Origin of the sequence: Phocaeicola sp. HCN-6420 (assembly GCF_037890145.1) — a bacterium.
Lineage (GTDB): Bacteria > Bacteroidota > Bacteroidia > Bacteroidales > Bacteroidaceae > Phocaeicola.
Genome location: NZ_JBBKBJ010000001.1, coordinates 54,294 through 72,432, shown reverse-complemented (window position 1 = coordinate 72,432; position 18,139 = coordinate 54,294). Strand labels below are relative to the sequence as shown.

The window sequence follows — 18,139 nt, the reverse complement described above, 5'->3', positions numbered from 1 at the left end:
ATGTTCATTGTAAAAGTAATAAAAAAAATTCAAAAGAAAGAATCTTTTATCTAATAAACAAGCCACATTGTGAATTTGTTGTAATCTCTTAAAAAAAACAATCCGGAGCAAACGAGAATAAGCCGAATGCTTTCTCTCGTTTACTCCGGATAATATCGAAGTATATATACACGTTCTGTTTATCCCATCTTTCCTGTCAGGTAGGCACGTGTACGTTCATCTGTCGGATTATCGAACATCTTGTCTGTACGGTCATACTCTATCAACTCACCCATATACATAAACATTGAGTAGTCGGATATACGCATAGCCTGCGACATGTTATGGGTCACAATCAAGATAGTCACATCTTTCTTCAAATCATCCATCAGTTCCTCTATGTACTTGGTAGCAATAGGGTCCAGAGCCGAAGTCGGTTCATCCATCAGCAACACATCTGGCTTCAGGGCAAGTGAACGTGCAATACACAGACGCTGCTGCTGACCTCCCGAAAGGAAGGTTCCACGCTTCGTCAATGAATCTTTCACTTCATCCCATAAGGCAACGCTACGTAAGTTTCGCTCTACGATTTCATCTTTTTCCGATTTTGAAAGACGGATACCGTTCAGCAAATAGCCTGCCAGCACATTATCGTAGATATTCATCGTAGGGAACGGGTTAGGACGCTGGAACACCATACCGATACGGCGGCGTTCTTCCATTGGTTGCATCTGAAGGACGTTCTCACCATTTAACAGAATTTCTCCTGTTACACGAATGTTTTTATAAAGTTCATGCATACGGTTCACAGCACGCAGCAAGGTACTTTTTCCGCAACCGGAAGGTCCCATGATAGCCGTAATGGTATTTTTCTGAATGTCTGCCGACACATGCTTCACAGCCATCGTACTGGATGTATACGAAATACAGACATCCTTTATTTGTAATATCGGGTCTTTTATATTTTCCATTTCTTTGCGATTCGTTTTGCTAATAAGTTCAGACATAATACAAAGGTGAGCAGGAACAACGAAGCTCCCCAGATAAGGCTCTGCAAGTTGGGATCATTGAAGAATTCCCAAATAAGCAAGGGAACTGCCGACATCGGTTTGGTCATGTTCCAGCTTACTGCGGCACCACCCAGTGCAGTAAACATCAGCGGAGCAGTTTCACCTACTACACGCGATATTGCCAGCAAAATACCTGTAAAGATACTACCCAGAGCCGAAGGTAACATTACTTGCAACATAACACGCCAGTAACTTCCTCCCAGCGCCAGTCCGGCTTCCTTTAATGTATCCGGAAGGACTTTCATGGTTTCTTCCGTTGAACGGATAATGAGCGGCAGCATCATGATAAACAATGCTACGCTTCCGGCTATGGCCGAATATCCTTTCATGGGCACCACCACCCAGATATATGTAATAATACCGATGATGATGGAAGGAGTACCCTGAAGTAAGTCGGTAAGATAACTTACAATAATTGCGAACCAGTTCTTGCGGTATTCAGACAGACAGATTCCGCAGAATACGCCAATAGGAATGGCAACTACAGCTGCAAGCAACAGCATCAGGAAAGTACCGACAATGCCGTTGGCAATACCTCCGGGAATCTCCTGCCCGGCGGAAACAGCCTGCATTGCCTTATATGCATTAGGAGTTGCTTCGGTAATGAATGACCAGCCAAGCTGTTTCCATCCTTTTACCAGTACTTCTCCCAGAATGGCCAGCAAAGGAATTGCCGTAAGTCCCGAAAGCACACAGACCAGAACATAAAGCAACCGATTCTTGAATATACGGATTCGAATGTTATTATCACGTACCATTTATACAAATTCTGTTTATTGATTATACATGTCTTGCCTTACGTATCAATATTTTTCCAATCATATTGATAACGGCTGTTATGAGGAACAATAACAATCCGATGGCAATCAGTGACGAAAGTTTCAGTCCGTCGGCTTCACCAAACTGATTGGCAATAATGCTGGCCATCGTATTACCCGTAGTACGCAGAGTTTCGGGCATCTGATTAGTGTTTCCTATCAGCATCGTAACGGTCATGGTTTCACCCAATGCACGACCTATCGCCAGAATATAGGCTGAGAAGATACCCGATCCGGCCATTGGGAAAATAACCCTGCGGATAACTTCTGCACGAGTGGCTCCCATGGCGTATGCTCCTTCTTTCAAATCGGAAGGAACCATCTTAATGAATTCCGAGCTCAGAGAAGCTGCATAAGGCACAATCATTATGGCGAGTACAAAGGCTGCGGTCAAGATTCCCGAACCTTGCGGAGAGAGATTCAGATGCATGAATACATTACGCAATACATAAAATCCCCACAAGCCATAAATGATAGAAGGAATACCTGCCAGCAAGTCGGTAACAGTACCCAGTACCGCCGCAATTTTCTTTCCTCGGAAATACTCACCAGTAAATAAAGCGACCGGCAAAGAAAACGGGATACACATCAATAAAGCAAGAATTGTAGTAAGTAATGTTCCGGTAATGAACGGAAGAGCGCCGTAACTTTCTTTTCCTGCCGTTGTTACCCAATCGTCTGAAAAGATAAAGTTCCAGAAGCCAAAATGCTCGAATGCTCCGGAGGCATCGACAGTGAGGGAATATACAATTCCCCCACCGATGATAGGAATAATAACAGCCGACAGAATAAGTAAAACTCTAAAAATTTTGTCTTGCATAAAATATCAGCTTTGCAATGATTATCTATTACTTTAAAATCGGCTGACCCTGATATGTCACAGTCTTAAGATTTGCCAGACTCTGTTCGATGGCTTTCTTAGGCAGCGGAGCATAGTGTACTGTAGCAGTAGTCTGCTGTACGCTATCACTTAACATGTACTGCATCAAGTCTACTGTTGCCTTTGCCTGAGCTTCCGAACGGTCTGAATAGTTCTGTTCTTTATAAATCAGCAACCATGTGAAACAACTGATAGGATAAGCTCCGGCCGCATCGGCGTTAGTAATAGAGCAACGGGTATCTTGAGGAATATCACCTGCAGCAGCCGAAATGCTTTCGGTAGACGGAGAAACTAATTCACCACGCTGATTCTTGACTGCGGCATAAGGAATTTTCTGTGCAAAAGCATATTCGGAACCAATGTATCCCAAAGAATATGGAGTCTGTGCAATGATACCTGCTACACCCGGATTACCTTTGGCTGCCTGTCCTACAGGGAAGTCAACAGTTTTTCCTGCTCCATAGGTATTCTTCCAGCTTTCGCTGACTTTAGACAAATAATCGGTAAATACAAATGTAGTACCACTACCGTCTGAACGATATGCAAGAATAATTTTCTTAGCCGGCAATTTTACATCCGGATTCAATTCCTGCAAACGTGCATCGTTCCAGTCTGTAATTTTACCTGCATAGATATCGGCTATGATATCACCAGACAAGTTCAATTTTACTACATCCGGCAAGTTATAGGCCAGTACGACAGCTCCCATACATGTCGGGATGTGAACTACCGGATCCATTTCTTTCATTTCAGCATCACTCAGGAACGCATCACTTCCGGCAAAGTCGACAATACCATCTTTCAGGTTACGAACACCTCCGCCACTACCGATGCCACCGTAAGATACTTTATTGTTGTGTGTTGCACTATATCCTTCAAAGCTCATGTTATAGAAAGGCAATGGGAATGTAGCTCCCGCACCTGTTAATTCAACGGAATCTGTTGATGACTTCTGTCCACCACATGCAGTAACAGCCAAGGCCATTATACCTGCTACCAAAGACAAATAATGTTTTTTCATTGTTTATTAATTTAATAAATTGATTTTTCTTATATTGGATTTTCTCTTTTTCTTTAGATTCACATTAAAGTGAGAAGGAAGCATTCAGATAAGCATAATAAGAATCGGGGGTACTTCCCGACTTGGGCGACCATATACGGAAGTTCGGAGCCAGCTTAATGTATTTTCCAATCCGGAATTCTGCGCCGACCATTCCTGCCATACCATCCCCCTCTTCATTCCATTTATCCTTTGATGTCAGGTAATCCCAACGCCCAAAAAGTCCTATTTTCTTAGTCAGATTAATGGTTGTATATGCAGAGATACCGCTCTGATCGCATCCGTCGGTATACCCTGTATTCGTCTGATAATTATATTCAGCAGCCAGTGAAAAAGATTTATTTTTGAATCCTATGAAAGAAGCCAGATTCGTAATGCCCTTATCTGTTTTTTCGGCAGCTTCGTTAAAAGAACCATACAAGCGGATAAACAGATTTTTTACGGGCGTCAATGTCAGACCGGCACCATACTGTAGTCCATCTTTTACCTGCACCTGCTTATATCCTTCACCGTTTGCCAGAATAACATCTGCCGAAATATAACGGTTAAAATCATAGGCAACAGAAACAGCAAGATCGGCACTACTTCCAAACTTGTATTCATCTTGGAAAGATTTCATTACATAACGTTTCTCCCAGAAACTTTCCTGAAACTTGAACTGGGTAGTCGAAATAAGACCGGCATTCAATGTCCATTTTCCACGTTCCCATGACAGCATCGCATTCTTTACGAAACCTATACGATGATGATCGTCTACATCTTTGGACTGTCCGAAATCGGCAACGACTTTTACTTGCAATTCTTTCGACAAGTCGTACTGGTACCCCAGATAAGCGCGGTCAAGATTGAAACCACGGTCATCGTTTACATGACCGAATCCGGAATGAACATCGGAAAAGATTGTAATGATAGCCTTACCCTTGGGAGCTTCTTCTTTACCTTTGTCCTCTGCATGCATCGGTACAACTGCATATCCCAGCAAGCCTGCAACAATGGCACACCGTTTCTTTAAATTCTTTTTATTCACTATACATCTGCTTTTTATTTCGAGAGCAAAGGTATAAGTAACAAGTAACTTGGTTATGTCATAAATATTACAAAACTGTTACATCCTCATCGGGAAAACGAAGTGTTTCTACTTTTTCCAAACGAGCATGCAGGCGGGGCATCAGCGATTTACGTATACGCAGGCGCATAATGCAATCCATGTCGTACGACTGTTCTAATATCTCGGGCGCCTCTTCTTTTACGATACGCATCACATCATTCATAAATGGATATTCAAAGATAATCTTTACATCCTGATCTACTGTCTTTTCTATTATCGTAGCCTCGGCAATAGCTTGCGCCGCTGCGGTACGGTATGCCACAATCAGACCGCTCGTACCCAGCTTAATACCTCCAAAATAACGTACTACGATAATCAAAATATCGGTCAGCTCATTCGAATTGATTTGTCCGAGAATCGGTTTACCTGCAGTACCAGACGGCTCGCCATTGTCGTTGGCACGGAACTCTTTCCGTTCTGCTCCCAGCATATAAGCATAGCACACGTGACGTGCATCGTAATATTTCTTCTGATACTCTTCCAGATGTGCTTTCACCTCGGTCAGCGTGCGCACAGGAATGGCTATCGCAATAAACTTACTTCTTTTTTCGGTATAAACAGCTTCTGACTGTCCTTCTATGGTTTTATATGTATCTTCCAACACGATTCGGATTTATCTAATTTTGAAATATACTATTTATTACTTCGCAGTATGTGTACCCGGATTGTATTCATCAGCGATTTTCCGATTATAATCAGCGTAACAGCTGTCAGTACCAGAATAATCCCCAAGATAATACGTGGAGTCAGACGTTCTCCAAATACCAGTACCCCAAAAAACAATGCTGTAATCGGTTCCAACGCTCCCAATATAGCTGCTGGCGTAGATCCGATATAATGGATAGATTTAGTCATGGCAATCAGTGAAATCACTGTTGGAAACAAAGCCAAAGCTATAGGATTTACCCATAATGCAGGAGTCGTAATAATATCAAGTTGCGTACAAAACTTAAGACGCACAACAAACACACTCAAGCCAAATAATAATGCATAGAAAGTCAACTTGGATGTCGGCATGTCTTTCAATGAAGAACGATTTACTCCAATAATATAGACAGCATAAGTCAGCGATGAAGCAAAGACCAGCAAAACACCTACCAGACTTAATGTTTTACCACCTTCTCCTTTGTACAACAAGGAAATTCCGAGAAAAGCCAAGGCTATGGAAAGAGCGGTTATAACAGAAACCTTTTCCTTAAAGCACACAGCCATAATAATGGCTACCAGCACAGGATAGACAAAAAGTATGGTAGAAGCTATTCCTGCGTCCATATAATTATAGCTCAAAAATAATGTAAGCGACGAAAAGGCAAAGAGCATTCCCATTACAAACAGTGGCAATATTTCGGAACGATGTAAGACAAACGACTGCTTCTGCATTTTCATCAACAAAGCAAGCATTACTACCCCCAGACCGTAACGATAAAACAAGACTGAATCGGCACTAATACCATCGGAATACAGCGGTAAAGTAAACAGAGGATTAAGACCGTAACTGGCAGCAGCTACAGCACCGTAAACAAAACCTTTGAATGTATTACTAACCATGTAAATGTCTATTTTTCAAAACCGGCAGCAAAGGTACACAATCTTAAGCAAAAACATCCGGCCAAACAAGAAAAAGGTCAGGATATTTTCGCTAAAATGTCCTGACCTTTCACAATATCAGACTCAACCTTTGCCAGAAAGGACTTCCCTTTCCGGCATACAAACCATATTTATGCTACAGCACCCACCAGTGCTCTTTTACGGTTTGAAGAGAAATCTTACAAAAGGAAGGGAATCTGATATATTTTGTCAAACTATCATTTCAATTTATGTATAACTAATCCAGATCGAAGTTTAGGTTCGAACCAGGTAGTTTTAGGAGGCATAATATTGCCTGTATCGGCAATATCCATCAGTTGCTTCATGGAAACCGGATAAAGAGCCAATGCCATTTTCATTTCACCACTATCTACCCGCTTCTTCAATTCACCAAGTCCCCGGATACCTCCGACAAAATCAATACGTTTGTCTGAACGCAAATCCTTTATACCTAAAATTTCATCCAAAATCAAATTCGATGAGATGGTAACATCCAAAACTCCAATCGGGTCATTATCATCGTATGTATCAGGCTTTGCCGTCAGGCTGTACCACTTGCCGTCAAGATACAAGGAGAAATTATGAAGTGCAGCAGGCTTATATACTTCCGAACCTTTATCCACTACATCGAAATGTTTCCTCAAGGCTTCCAAGAATTGTGCGGAAGTTAATCCGTTCAAATCTTTCACCACGCGATTATAATCGATAATGGTAAGCTGGCTTGCCGGGAAACAAACAGCCATGAAATAATTATATTCTTCATCACCCCGATGGTTAGGATTCTCCTTCGCTTTCTCCGCTCCAACCAAAGCAGCTGCAGCACTACGATGATGACCATCGGCTATGTATAAAGAGGGCATCGCGGCAAAAGCTTTCGTAATAGCAGCTATATCCTCATCCTGATCGATCACCCAAAAGGTATGTCCAAAGCCATCATCGGGAGCAACAAAATCGTAGACCGGTTTCTTAGCTGTATATTTAGCAACAATTGCATCCAGCACCGCATTATCCGGATAAGCAAAAAAGACCGGCTCAATATTAGCATCGTTCACGCGTACATGCTTCATACGATCTTCCTCCTTGTCCCGGCGTGTCAGCTCATGTTTTTTAATTACGCCATTCAGATAATCGGGAACATAGGCTCCAACTACCAGGCCATATTGTGTTTTACCATTCATGGTCTGTGCATAGATATAGTAACAGTCTTTCTTATCCTGCACCAGCCATCCCTTGTCCTGAAACATCTGAAAGTTCTGCACAGCTTTATCGTACACACACGGATCATGCTCGTCAGTTCCTTCCGGAAAATCAATTTCAGGCTTGATAATATGATAAAGTGATTTTTCATTCCCGGCAGCCTCAGCACGAGCCTCAGCCGAGTTCAACACATCGTAAGGACGGGAAGCAACCTGCTCTACCATTTCCTGAGGTGGACGAATCCCCCTAAACGGTTTAACTACTGCCATAATGTTTGAAGTTTCTTAAAAAATAATACAAAGTTCTGAGGCATATAGAAAACATACAAGCATTTCACACACCGTCATTTTCATCTATGCATCATTGATTTTTCTCACTTCTTATTTACGCGATACTTCTCGCATCCATCTTTCAGGAATCCGACAATCTGACGTGCAGCAGCAATACCAGCATTAATATTAGCTTCAGCAGTCTGAGCACCCATCTTCTTAGGAGTTGAGAAATAGCGTCCTGGGAATCTGGCAGAAAATTCTTCGTGACGAACCGGCATAATATCAGTCACATATTTCAAATCCGGACGATCATTCATCAAGCGAATCAAATCATCTTCATTAATAACTTCTTTACGGGCAGTATTGACCAGCAAACCATTTTTCGGCATACGGTTTATCAGATCATAATTGATTGAATTTTTCGTTTCAGCAGTAGCCGGAATATGTAAAGAAACTACATTACATTGCGTATACAATTCTTCGGCAGAATCTACAGGTTTAATGCCATCGGCTAACATTGCTTCTTTCGGGCAATATGCATCATAAGCATAGATTTCCATGCCGATACCTTTTGCTATACGAGCAACATTACGGCCTACATTGCCATAAGCATGTATACCCAACTTTTTACCTTTCAATTCTGTACCAGCCTTTCCATCATAGAAATTACGTACAGCCATAATCATCAAGCCAAAAGCCAGTTCAGCCACAGCATTGGAATTTTGTCCCGGCGTATTCATAACACAAACGCCATGAGCTGTAGCAGCCTCCAGATCAACATTATCGTAACCAGCACCTGCACGAACGACAATCTTCAGTTCAGGAGCAGCATCTAATACTTCCCTATCAATAATATCACTACGAATAATAATGGCATTGACATCTTTTACAGCCTCAAGGAGCTGAGCCTTTTCAGTATATTTTTCAAGCAAAGCCAATTCATAACCAGCTGCTTCAACTTCCTTACGGATACCGTCGACAGCTATTTTTGCAAACGGTTTTTCTGTTGCTACTAAAACTTTCATAACTATCAGATTTAATATAATAAAAATGGCACACAGTCCCGCACACCGTCTATCCGTGCAGGTCTGTGTGCCTTCTATAACAAACTTGTTAATTAATGCATTTTTTCAAATTCCTGCATGCAGTCAATCAATGCCTGAACACTCTCTATCGGCAAAGCATTGTAGCAAGAAGCACGGAATCCACCAACAGAACGATGACCTTTAATACCCACCATTCCCTTTTCTGTCGCAAATTTCAAGAAATCAGCTTCCAGATCTTTATACTCATCAGCCATAACGAAGCAGATGTTCATATACGAACGGTCTTCTTTGACTGTAACAGTACCACGGAACAATTTATTGCGATCAATTTCGGCATACAGCATATCGGCACGCTGTTTAGCCCGACGCTGCATTTCTTCCACTCCACCCTGAGCTTTCAGCCAGCGCAAAGTCTGCAAAGCTGCATAAATAGGAACAACAGGAGGAGTATTAAACATTGAACCTTTATCTACATGAGTCTGATAATTCAGCATGGTAGGAATATAGCGAGAAACCTTGCCCAAAGCATCATTCTTTACGATAACAAACGTAACACCTGCCGGAGCCAGATTTTTCTGTGCGCCACCATAAATACATATATATTTTGAAACATCCACCGGACGGGAGAATATATCGGATGACATATCAGCTACCATCGGAACATCTACATCCGGATCGGCATGGAGTTCAGTACCATAAATCGTATTATTGGTCGTGATATGGAAATAATCCACGTCAGCCGGTACAGTATAATTCTTCGGGATATAGGTATATCCATCTTTTTCGGAAGAAGCAACTTCGACAGTTTCTCCGAATGCCTTTGCCTCTTTCAATGCTTTTTTCGCCCATGTACCAGTATTGAGATATGCAGCCTTCTTTTCAAGGAAATTATAGGGAACCATACAGAACTCCATGCTTGCTCCTCCACCCAGGAAAAGTACTGAATATCCTTCAGGAATATTCAAAAGTTCTTTAAACAAGGCAACAGCCTCGTCTACCACCGGCTGAAAGTCTTTAGCGCGGTGACTGATTTCCATCAACGAAAGTCCCGAACCATTATAGTCAAGAATAGCCTGAGCTGTTTTTTCGATCACTTCGCGAGGCAATATCGAAGGTCCCGCATTAAAATTATGTTTTTTCATTTGGAAGTTTGTTTTGGTTAAACATTGATTCGTTCTTACATTTGCGAATATAGCTATTATTTTTAGACTTCCAAAGGATTTCGTAATATTTTTATACCTATAAAAGCCTTTTCATAACAAATTACACAAAACAAACCGTTTTAATTTACATATTGACACATGAGATAGGCTCTATGACTTTCCGTCTGAACTATAGCCATAGCATTTTGAGAGATTTTTTATATAATCGCAGGTAACACTATCACAAAGTTATCATTTAGCCAGTTCTATCAAAGCTTTTACCCCCTTAATCTTTTCATTTTGCACAAGTTTTAACACTTGTTTGTATTTAGAGCGTAAAACCGCAGCAAAAGCATAATGATCTTTTACATCTACACGACCTATGTCCTCCTTTCCTAAATTTCCTTTCTTAGACAGGAAGCCGACAATATCGATTTTATTTATTTTATCTTTTTTCCCTTTACCTATATATAAGGTAACAAAATCGGGCTGCACCGGTTTAGGAGTAATAGCCGGTAATATATATTCCTCAGGATCTTCCTTTATATAAGAAGGTAATTGCTCTTCAGCGTAAAGTATGACATAAGCACTACCATTGGCCTCCCATCGGGCAGTACGTCCATTGCGGTGTACAAATCCATCTTCTGCAACAGGAAGATGATAGTGAATAACATTTTTTATATCCGGGATATCCAGTCCACGGGCAGCCAGATCGGTTGAGATGAAAATATGGCAACTGCCATTTCGGAACTTGTATAGCGCACGCTCTCTATCATCTTGTTCCATTCCTCCATGGAAAGTTTCACAATACACTTTCATGGAATGTAAATAATTTCCTACCCGTTCAACACTCTCACGATGATTGCAAAAGACCAATGTGGATTGATTACCTAAACAGCATAATAATCTATAAAGAGTTTCCAGCTTATCTTTTACCGGAGAGATCACTTTATACAAACGTAAGCGTTCAGAAACACCTCCATCCGGATTGAGAAAGTTCAGCTTTATTGTACGGTTCAACCCCGTAAAACGAGGTATTTCCTCAGTATCGGTAGCAGAAAGCAGAAAACGTCGACGCAAATTAGGTAATTTACCTATTACTGCTGCCATCTCTTCCTGAAAACCAAACTCAAGACATTTATCGAATTCGTCAATCACCAGCAGATTAACGACAGCAGCATCAAAGTTCAGCTTTTCAAGATGATCATTCATACGACCCGGAGTTCCTACTATTACCGATGGACGAATTCCTTTCATTGTACGATGTTCATCCATAGCCGGTCGCCCTCCATAACAACTCATAATAGTAAATCCCGTATTCATCGACTTGAACACCTGCTCTATCTGTAATGCCAACTCTCGAGAAGGAACCAATATTACAGCCTGCACTCCTTCTACCTCAGACTTTAATGATGAAACAAGAGGCAACAAATAGGCCAATGTCTTACCTGACCCTGTTGGGGATAAAAGAATCAAATCACATCCTTCACGGTAAGTATCAATGGCCACTTGCTGCATGGCATTCAATTGTTCTATTTTTAAATTTGCAAGTATAGTCTGTATATTCATAAAAGCAGGATTTTAATTAAGTTATACGCAAATATAAATAGAACTCATGATATTCTCAGCATTTCAGTCAAAGAAATAAAGCAGGGGCAGACTGTAAGATGAAGTAAAAACGTTTATCCTTAATACAGAAAAATAGCCGTCTGCCCCGAATGGTATTCCTTATTTTAAATATTCAAAAAAGAATCGTTCTATCTTGTCGTAAGGAATAACCCCTGCCTGATTATCGTACAAATCGACATGACTTGCTCCAGGAATAATCATCAACTCCTTGTTGTCACCTTTCAATTTTTTGAAAGCATCTTCACTAAAATATCTGGAATGCGCTTTTTCTCCGTGAATCATCAATACCGCACTACGAATCTCACTACTATAAGTCAGCAAAGGGGTATTGATAAACGAAAGTGCCGAAGTAATATTCCAGCCGCCATTCGAATTGAGAGAACGTTTATGATAACCTCGTTTCGTTTTATAATAATCATAATAATCTTTCACAAACTGAGGAGCATCACTCGGCAGAGGGTCAACCACACCACCGGCACGTGCATACGAGCCATTTCGTGCATCAATAGTACGCTGCGCATTTAACTTCTTACGAAGTTCATATCGAGTATTTTCATCCATCGAATCAAAATATCCGTTGGCATTAACCCTGCTCATGTCATACATGGTTACAGTCACAGTAGCCTTAATGCGAGTATCTATGGCAGCAGCATTAAGAGCCATTCCTCCCCAGCCACAAATTCCAATAATTCCAATCCGTTCAGGATCCACATCATCGCGAATAGAGAGAAAATCAACTGCCGCTGAAAAATCTTCTGTATTAATATCAGGAGAAGCAACATAACGAGGTTCCCCACTACTTTCCCCTGTATAAGAAGGATCAAAGGCTATAGCCAAGAATCCTCGCTCAGCCATGGTCTGAGCATATAGTCCTGATGACTGCTCCTTCACCGCCCCAAAAGGACCACTAACTGCTATCGCCGGGAGTTTACCCTCAACCTGTTTAGGCTTATACAAATCGGCAGCCAATGTAATGCCAAAACGATTTTTAAAACGAACACTTTCCACCGTTACCTTATCACTTAACGGAAAAGTTTTCTCATTCTCGTGTGCATAAAGTGTATTCATAATCATAGATATAAAACAAACTATATATATTATTTTTTCTTTCATCGCTACATAATTGATTCATTATACATTCATCCCCATCTTATAAGCTTCATCCAAGACAGGTTTGCCTTTTATTTCTCCTACATGCCACACCCCACCGCAAAACAAAGTGCCTTTTACAACCGGGTTCTCCAGACAATCTAAGAAACCCATAAAATTATCGACAACCCTATCCATAATCGTCTTATCATCTTCGGCCGCCGTCGCAATGAAATAAAATTCTTTATTTTTCATTTCAATATAAGAACCACAACAACGGTCTATCAATGTTTTCATCTGTGCACTCATTGCATAAAAGTAAACAGGAGTAGCCATAACAATCACATCAGCTTCCAGCATCTTATCGATTATTCCAGCTGCATCATCACTCTGCGGACAAGGTTTTTTGTATAGACTACAAACACTACAGCCTAAACAAGGATGGATTGTTTTATCGCGCAAAAAAATCTTTTCTGCAGTATTTCCACTTTTCACTACGCCACGCATAAATTCATCACAAAGAGTATCAGAATTTCCACCACGACGCGGACTAGATGATAAAATCAAAATCTTTTTAGCCATATTATCATTATTAGTTTCTATTTTTCAACAAGGCAAATTTCAGAAGAAAAGAGTAACTGCCCTGTAGATAAATTACAGATGTTATAACCTGAATTACGGAATCATTTTATTCCATTTTAAAGTAGATTTAAATCTGTAACATCGGTTATACAATCTGTAATTGGGGTTATACAGATGTATAAACTTTATCCTATCTTTGTCTTGAAATAACTATCGCCTTATGGATAAGATTCTCAATTTAAATAGTGTAGATTTATACAACCAACTATATGGGCTCGAAACATTAAATCCATTAGTCAGCGTCATCGACCTGAACAAAGCTACCCGTAAAATGACCTGCACCCACTGGAATTACGGCGTTTATGCTTTGTATCTGAAAATGGAAAAAGCATGCGACATTAAATACGGACGCCAAACTTATGACTATCAAGAAGGAACTGTTGTTTGCTTCGCTCCTGGTCAGACTACAGAAACGACATTGAACACAGAGCGTATACAACTAAATGTACTTGGAATTCTTTTCCATCCAGATTTGCTACGGGGAACAGCACTCGGCAAAAACATAAAAAAATATACATTCTTTTCTTATGAAGTAAACGAAGCACTGCATCTATCGGCTGAAGAAAGATATATCATAGAAGATTTATTGAAAATAATCCGAATGGAACTGGAATATGGCATTGATAAACACAGTAAAGTACTATTAGTGAATCATATTGAGCTACTACTAAACTACTGTATGAGATTCTACGAACGACAATTCACGACCAGAAGTAGAATCAACAGTGATGCACTGACACGCTTTGAGAAACTCCTCAATGAATATTTTGAGGGTACGCTTGCAGAACAGAACGGACTACCAACTGTTAAATATTTTGCGGACAAGTTATGCCTTTCACCCAATTATTTTGGTGACATGCTGAAAAAAGAAACAGGGAAAAACCCACAAGAATACATTCAAGAGAAACTTATAGAACTGGCTAAAGAGCGCATCTCCGATTCGGAAGAAACCGTCAGTCAGGTTGCCTATTCATTAGGATTCCAATACCCTCAGCACTTGTGTCGTCTGTTCAAGAAACGAGTAGGATGTACTCCAAACGAGTATCGTACGCAAAATAACAGACATACATAAAAATACCTAATGAAAGCAACAATGTTAGATTTCAAAACAGTATATGAATGTAACCATTGTTTGGGATGCAAGACATTACACCCTCAGGTAAGTATTATCAATCTCGCTAATCCCAATCTGAAACAAGATACTGTGAAGTTCGAATTTTATGCAGTCCTTCTAATAGAAGAATGCCCGGACGACTGTTGTTGCGGACGAAAACATTATGACTATTCCAACGCTACAATGGTTTTTCTTGCTCCCGGAGAAATATTCCGCATGAGTAAAAGCCACCCCCTTCCCGATAAAGGTTATCTGCTTGCATTTCATCCCGACTTATTGTTCCGAACTTCGTTAAAGAACCATATCAAGAACTATACTTTTTTTGCTTACCATAAAGAAGAGGCCTTACACCTCTCACAACGAGAAACGACTAAAATAATATGCTGCCTCGAAAATATAGAAGACGAATTACGGCACACTATCGACACCTATAGCAGTACAATCTTGTCACATCACATTGAGTTATTACTTGATTATTGTACCCGGTATTATGAACGACAATTCATCACTCGGGAAAACAAGAACAAAATCATATTCGAAAAGATGGAAAGATTCCTTAATCAATATATTGATTCCGGGAAATTACGTGAGGGTACACTGCCTACGTCTGAACTATGCGCAGAGAACTTAGGTTTGTCTACTGCCTATTTCAACGACTTGATCAAATTTGAAACCGGCAATACATTTCAAGAATACTTCCAATTTAAGCGTCTGGAAACAGCCCGAAAAATGTTATTGAAAGGAAAGGATACCCCGTATTCTATTGCTTGCCAATTAGGCTATTCCAATATAGGATATTTTAATCTGATATTTAAGAAAATAATGGGCACATCACCAATCGAATACAAATAGTCCCATAACTAAAGAGTAACAACAATAACAAACGGGTATGGATTTCAATACTAAAAGCTGTTAAATCCATACCCGTCATATATCAATTAAACGACTGTAATTACTCTACATAAAGTACTAATCCCTTCAGATACTCACCTTCCGGATGATAAATATTTACGGGATGATCTCCCGGTTGCGTTAACTGATGAAGTATACGTACACTTCGTCCACTCTGAGCTGCTGCCGTAAATACAGCATTACGGAAATTTTCCTTATTTACGACCTGTGAACAAGAGAATGTAAACAATATACCTCCGGGACGGATTTTCTCAAAAGCTTTTGCATTCAACTTCGTATATCCTCTTAACGCATTACGTAAGGCATCACGATGTTTGGCAAAAGCAGGAGGATCAAGAATAATCAAATCATACTGGTCACCCATACGATCGAGGAACTTAAATGCATCCTCAGCATAAGCTTTATGACGAGGATCTCCTGGAAAATTCAGCTCAACATTTTCATTGGTCAGATCGATAGCTTTAGCCGAACTATCAACAGAATGTACCAGATTGGCTCCCCCTCGCATGGCATAGAAAGAGAATCCACCTGTATAGCAAAACATATTCAGAACATTTCGTCCCTTTGCATATCGTTCCAACAGATGACGGTTCTCACGTTGGTCCACAAAGAAACCGGTTTTCTGTCCTTTCAGCCAGTCCACATGGAATTTCAAGCCATTCTCCATAGCCACATTTTCCGGACTACCTCCCTTAATAAATCCATTTTCCGTAGAAAGCAAATCAGCTTTAAACGGTAATGTAGTTTCCGATTTATAATAAATATTCTGGATAACATCGCCCATAACCTCCGACAAGGCATCTGCTATTTCCATGCGATATACATGCATACCGGCCGAATGAGCCTGCATCACAGCCGTATGGTCATATACATCAATTATCAGTCCCGGCAAATTGTCACCTTCACCATGTACCAAACGATATGTATTGTTCTGTGGATTACCTATCAACCCCAAAGCCACGCGCAAATCCTTTGCCACACTAAGCTTACGCACCCAGAAAGCATGATCAATCGTTTCCTGCACAAACGATAATACACGCACAGCAATACTTCCAATCTGGAAATGACCACATGCGATAAACTCTTTTTTCGATGTATACACATCTACTATTTCTCCTTCTTCGGGCTCACCTTCTACACGAGCAATAGCACCCGAAAACACCCACGGATGAAAGCGTTTCAACGATTCTTCCTTACCGGGTTTCAGATATACTTTTTTATACGACACGTTTATTATCTTAATTAGTTATTTTCTATTTCCACTATTTTCACGATTTCATAACATCCTGTACTACGCAAATCGTCCAAATAATTATAAATTTCCACACAGGCCCACGCATCGGTTGCTGCATAAGCTTGCTGGGCTTCAGTCAGAACCTCTGCCTCCCAGTTCGACAAACGTTGAGTCTTTGAAATTTTCTTTCCAAACAACAGCGCATATATCTTCTGCAAGCTCTTTTCTTCTATACCAAAGCGAGGAACATAATCTTGTAGTTCAATCCAATTTCCTGTTCGAGGATCTTTGGTATTCCGCTTACGAAGCATTGCAAAATCATCCTTCAGTGAAAGACCTACTTTCAAAACATCATTCTGTAAAAACTCTTCCAGAAAATCAGGTAAGCCCAAACGATTCAACCGAAACAAAAAACACGTATCATGAGTCGCAATCTGTAATAAAGCGACTTTATGCGTTGTTCCTTTACGAAACGAAGGACGTGTTTCTGTATCCACCCCCACAATAGAATGAGTATTCAGATAATCGACAGCTTTACGGGCATCAGCTTCCGTATTAATAACGAAGATACGTCCCTCGAAACTTACTTTGGGTAACGTAGCTACATCCTGTTTTGATATTTTATTATGTAATACAACCATGCATTTATTTTTCCTCATGTAAATCACTCCCAACGATCTCCTGAGCCATCATCTTCACCAGCCTCCAGTCCCTCGTATAAATCGTCCTCACTATATCCGGCATCAGCATCAAACGGAGAAGCCATATTTTCATCTTCGTCGTCCATTTCATCTTCATCATCGGGATGTTTGCTGTATTTCACATCATGCAATGCACGCATGGCATTCACCAAACGTTGTCCCCAAAATTCAGCAAAATGTTCACGGCAGATTACCAACGCATCATTCATGGTCTGATCAAATCCTAACTGATATACACAAATGAAATCCTTTAAGGGCTGATAAATATCTGCCAAATTTTCGGAAATATTCTGCTTGATAGGAGTGTCACTATAAGCCATGTCATCCAGGAACACGTCCAGATAATCATCTTTTGCTCCCATCAGTGCCGCTACTCCGGCACGAATACGTTCGTAATCTCCCTCCGTCACAAAAGTTTCAGGGTCAAACTCATCAATACGCTCGCCCTCCGGCAATAAAGAAGCCTTTAAATACAACAAAGGCAGCAATTTAAGCACCTTATCGACAAAGGTACGCCGTTTTGTTTCAGTAACGCGCTCCAGAAAACCACAAAATTCTGCCGCAACAGTCACAAATTCTACGGTATTTTTATCAAATATAATCGGGGTATTACTCTTTTCCATAATTAAACGAATTTCGCGACAAAGGTACGAAAAAAA

18 protein-coding genes are annotated in these 18,139 nt (G+C 40.5%); 2 read left to right on the top strand and 16 right to left on the bottom strand.

Annotated elements, in window-relative coordinates; all coding sequences use genetic code 11:
• Positions 1-179: 179 nt before the first annotated feature.
• The 13 genes from pstB to WKT12_RS00265 all read right to left on the bottom strand — a co-directional run bounded on the left by pstB (position 180) and on the right by WKT12_RS00265 (position 13,459).
• Positions 180-950 carry a phosphate ABC transporter ATP-binding protein PstB gene (gene pstB / locus WKT12_RS00325; RefSeq protein ID WP_021971144.1) on the bottom strand — a complete coding sequence of 257 codons (771 nt, stop codon included), beginning with the start codon at positions 948-950 and terminating at the stop codon, positions 180-182.
• Positions 938-1,807 carry a phosphate ABC transporter permease PstA gene (gene pstA / locus WKT12_RS00320; protein ID WP_340318453.1) on the bottom strand — a complete coding sequence of 290 codons (870 nt, stop codon included), beginning with the start codon at positions 1,805-1,807 and terminating at the stop codon, positions 938-940. Before pstA ends, pstB begins: the two co-directional genes overlap by 13 nt.
• Positions 1,808-1,829: 22 nt before the next feature.
• Complete coding sequence (gene pstC, locus WKT12_RS00315; protein WP_340318452.1) at positions 1,830-2,687, bottom strand: phosphate ABC transporter permease subunit PstC; 858 nt, start codon at positions 2,685-2,687, stop codon at positions 1,830-1,832.
• A gap of 28 nt (positions 2,688-2,715) precedes the next feature.
• A complete protein-coding gene (gene pstS, locus WKT12_RS00310) occupies positions 2,716-3,768 on the bottom strand; it encodes a phosphate ABC transporter substrate-binding protein PstS (RefSeq protein WP_021970968.1) in 1,053 nt (350 codons plus the stop codon).
• Between the two features lie 64 nt (positions 3,769-3,832).
• Entirely contained in the window at positions 3,833-4,834 is a 1,002-nt protein-coding gene (locus WKT12_RS00305; RefSeq protein ID WP_340318451.1) for a hypothetical protein, read from the bottom strand.
• 67 nt (positions 4,835-4,901) lie between these two features.
• Positions 4,902-5,519, bottom strand: a complete 618-nt coding sequence (locus WKT12_RS00300) for an IMPACT family protein (protein WP_340318450.1) — start codon at positions 5,517-5,519, stop codon at positions 4,902-4,904.
• 29 nt (positions 5,520-5,548) lie between these two features.
• The gene (locus WKT12_RS00295) at positions 5,549-6,463 is read right to left on the bottom strand and encodes a DMT family transporter (protein WP_021970965.1); all 915 of its coding nucleotides are present in this window, start codon (positions 6,461-6,463) and stop codon (positions 5,549-5,551) included.
• 257 nt (positions 6,464-6,720) lie between these two features.
• On the bottom strand, positions 6,721-7,968 hold the full coding sequence (locus WKT12_RS00290) for a DUF1015 domain-containing protein (protein ID WP_021970964.1): 1,248 nt from the start codon (positions 7,966-7,968) through the stop codon (positions 6,721-6,723).
• 104 nt (positions 7,969-8,072) lie between these two features.
• The gene (locus WKT12_RS00285; protein WP_340318449.1) at positions 8,073-8,996 is read right to left on the bottom strand and encodes an NAD(P)-dependent oxidoreductase; all 924 of its coding nucleotides are present in this window, start codon (positions 8,994-8,996) and stop codon (positions 8,073-8,075) included.
• A gap of 92 nt (positions 8,997-9,088) precedes the next feature.
• Positions 9,089-10,159 carry a 3-phosphoserine/phosphohydroxythreonine transaminase gene (gene serC / locus WKT12_RS00280; protein ID WP_021970962.1) on the bottom strand — a complete coding sequence of 357 codons (1,071 nt, stop codon included), beginning with the start codon at positions 10,157-10,159 and terminating at the stop codon, positions 9,089-9,091.
• 252 nt (positions 10,160-10,411) lie between these two features.
• Positions 10,412-11,728, bottom strand: a complete 1,317-nt coding sequence (locus tag WKT12_RS00275; RefSeq protein ID WP_340318448.1) for a DEAD/DEAH box helicase — start codon at positions 11,726-11,728, stop codon at positions 10,412-10,414.
• Positions 11,729-11,887: 159 nt separating this feature from the next.
• Positions 11,888-12,862 (bottom strand): alpha/beta hydrolase, encoded by a 975-nt coding sequence (locus WKT12_RS00270; RefSeq protein WP_445323105.1) that lies wholly within the window; start codon positions 12,860-12,862, stop codon positions 11,888-11,890.
• A gap of 57 nt (positions 12,863-12,919) precedes the next feature.
• Positions 12,920-13,459, bottom strand: coding sequence for a flavodoxin family protein (locus tag WKT12_RS00265; protein WP_340318446.1), 540 nt, complete (start codon positions 13,457-13,459; stop codon positions 12,920-12,922).
• Positions 13,460-13,679: 220 nt separating this feature from the next.
• Between WKT12_RS00265 and WKT12_RS00260 the strand changes: the two genes are divergently transcribed.
• Entirely contained in the window at positions 13,680-14,591 is a 912-nt protein-coding gene (locus tag WKT12_RS00260) for a helix-turn-helix domain-containing protein (RefSeq protein ID WP_340318445.1), read from the top strand.
• 21 nt (positions 14,592-14,612) lie between these two features.
• Positions 14,613-15,485: a helix-turn-helix domain-containing protein gene (locus tag WKT12_RS00255; protein ID WP_340318444.1), complete on the top strand. Its 873-nt coding sequence runs from the start codon at positions 14,613-14,615 to the stop codon at positions 15,483-15,485.
• A gap of 100 nt (positions 15,486-15,585) precedes the next feature.
• On the opposite strand, the gene WKT12_RS00250 is transcribed toward WKT12_RS00255, so the two are convergent.
• Genes WKT12_RS00250 through WKT12_RS00240 form a run of 3 tightly spaced genes read right to left on the bottom strand, consistent with a single transcriptional unit; the run spans position 15,586 to position 18,103 of the window.
• The gene (locus WKT12_RS00250; RefSeq protein WP_021970956.1) at positions 15,586-16,773 is read right to left on the bottom strand and encodes a class I SAM-dependent rRNA methyltransferase; all 1,188 of its coding nucleotides are present in this window, start codon (positions 16,771-16,773) and stop codon (positions 15,586-15,588) included.
• A gap of 14 nt (positions 16,774-16,787) precedes the next feature.
• Positions 16,788-17,420 carry a 3'-5' exonuclease gene (locus WKT12_RS00245; protein ID WP_021970955.1) on the bottom strand — a complete coding sequence of 211 codons (633 nt, stop codon included), beginning with the start codon at positions 17,418-17,420 and terminating at the stop codon, positions 16,788-16,790.
• 23 nt (positions 17,421-17,443) lie between these two features.
• Complete coding sequence (locus WKT12_RS00240) at positions 17,444-18,103, bottom strand: DUF5063 domain-containing protein (RefSeq protein ID WP_340318443.1); 660 nt, start codon at positions 18,101-18,103, stop codon at positions 17,444-17,446.
• Between the last annotated feature and the right edge of the window lie 36 nt (positions 18,104-18,139).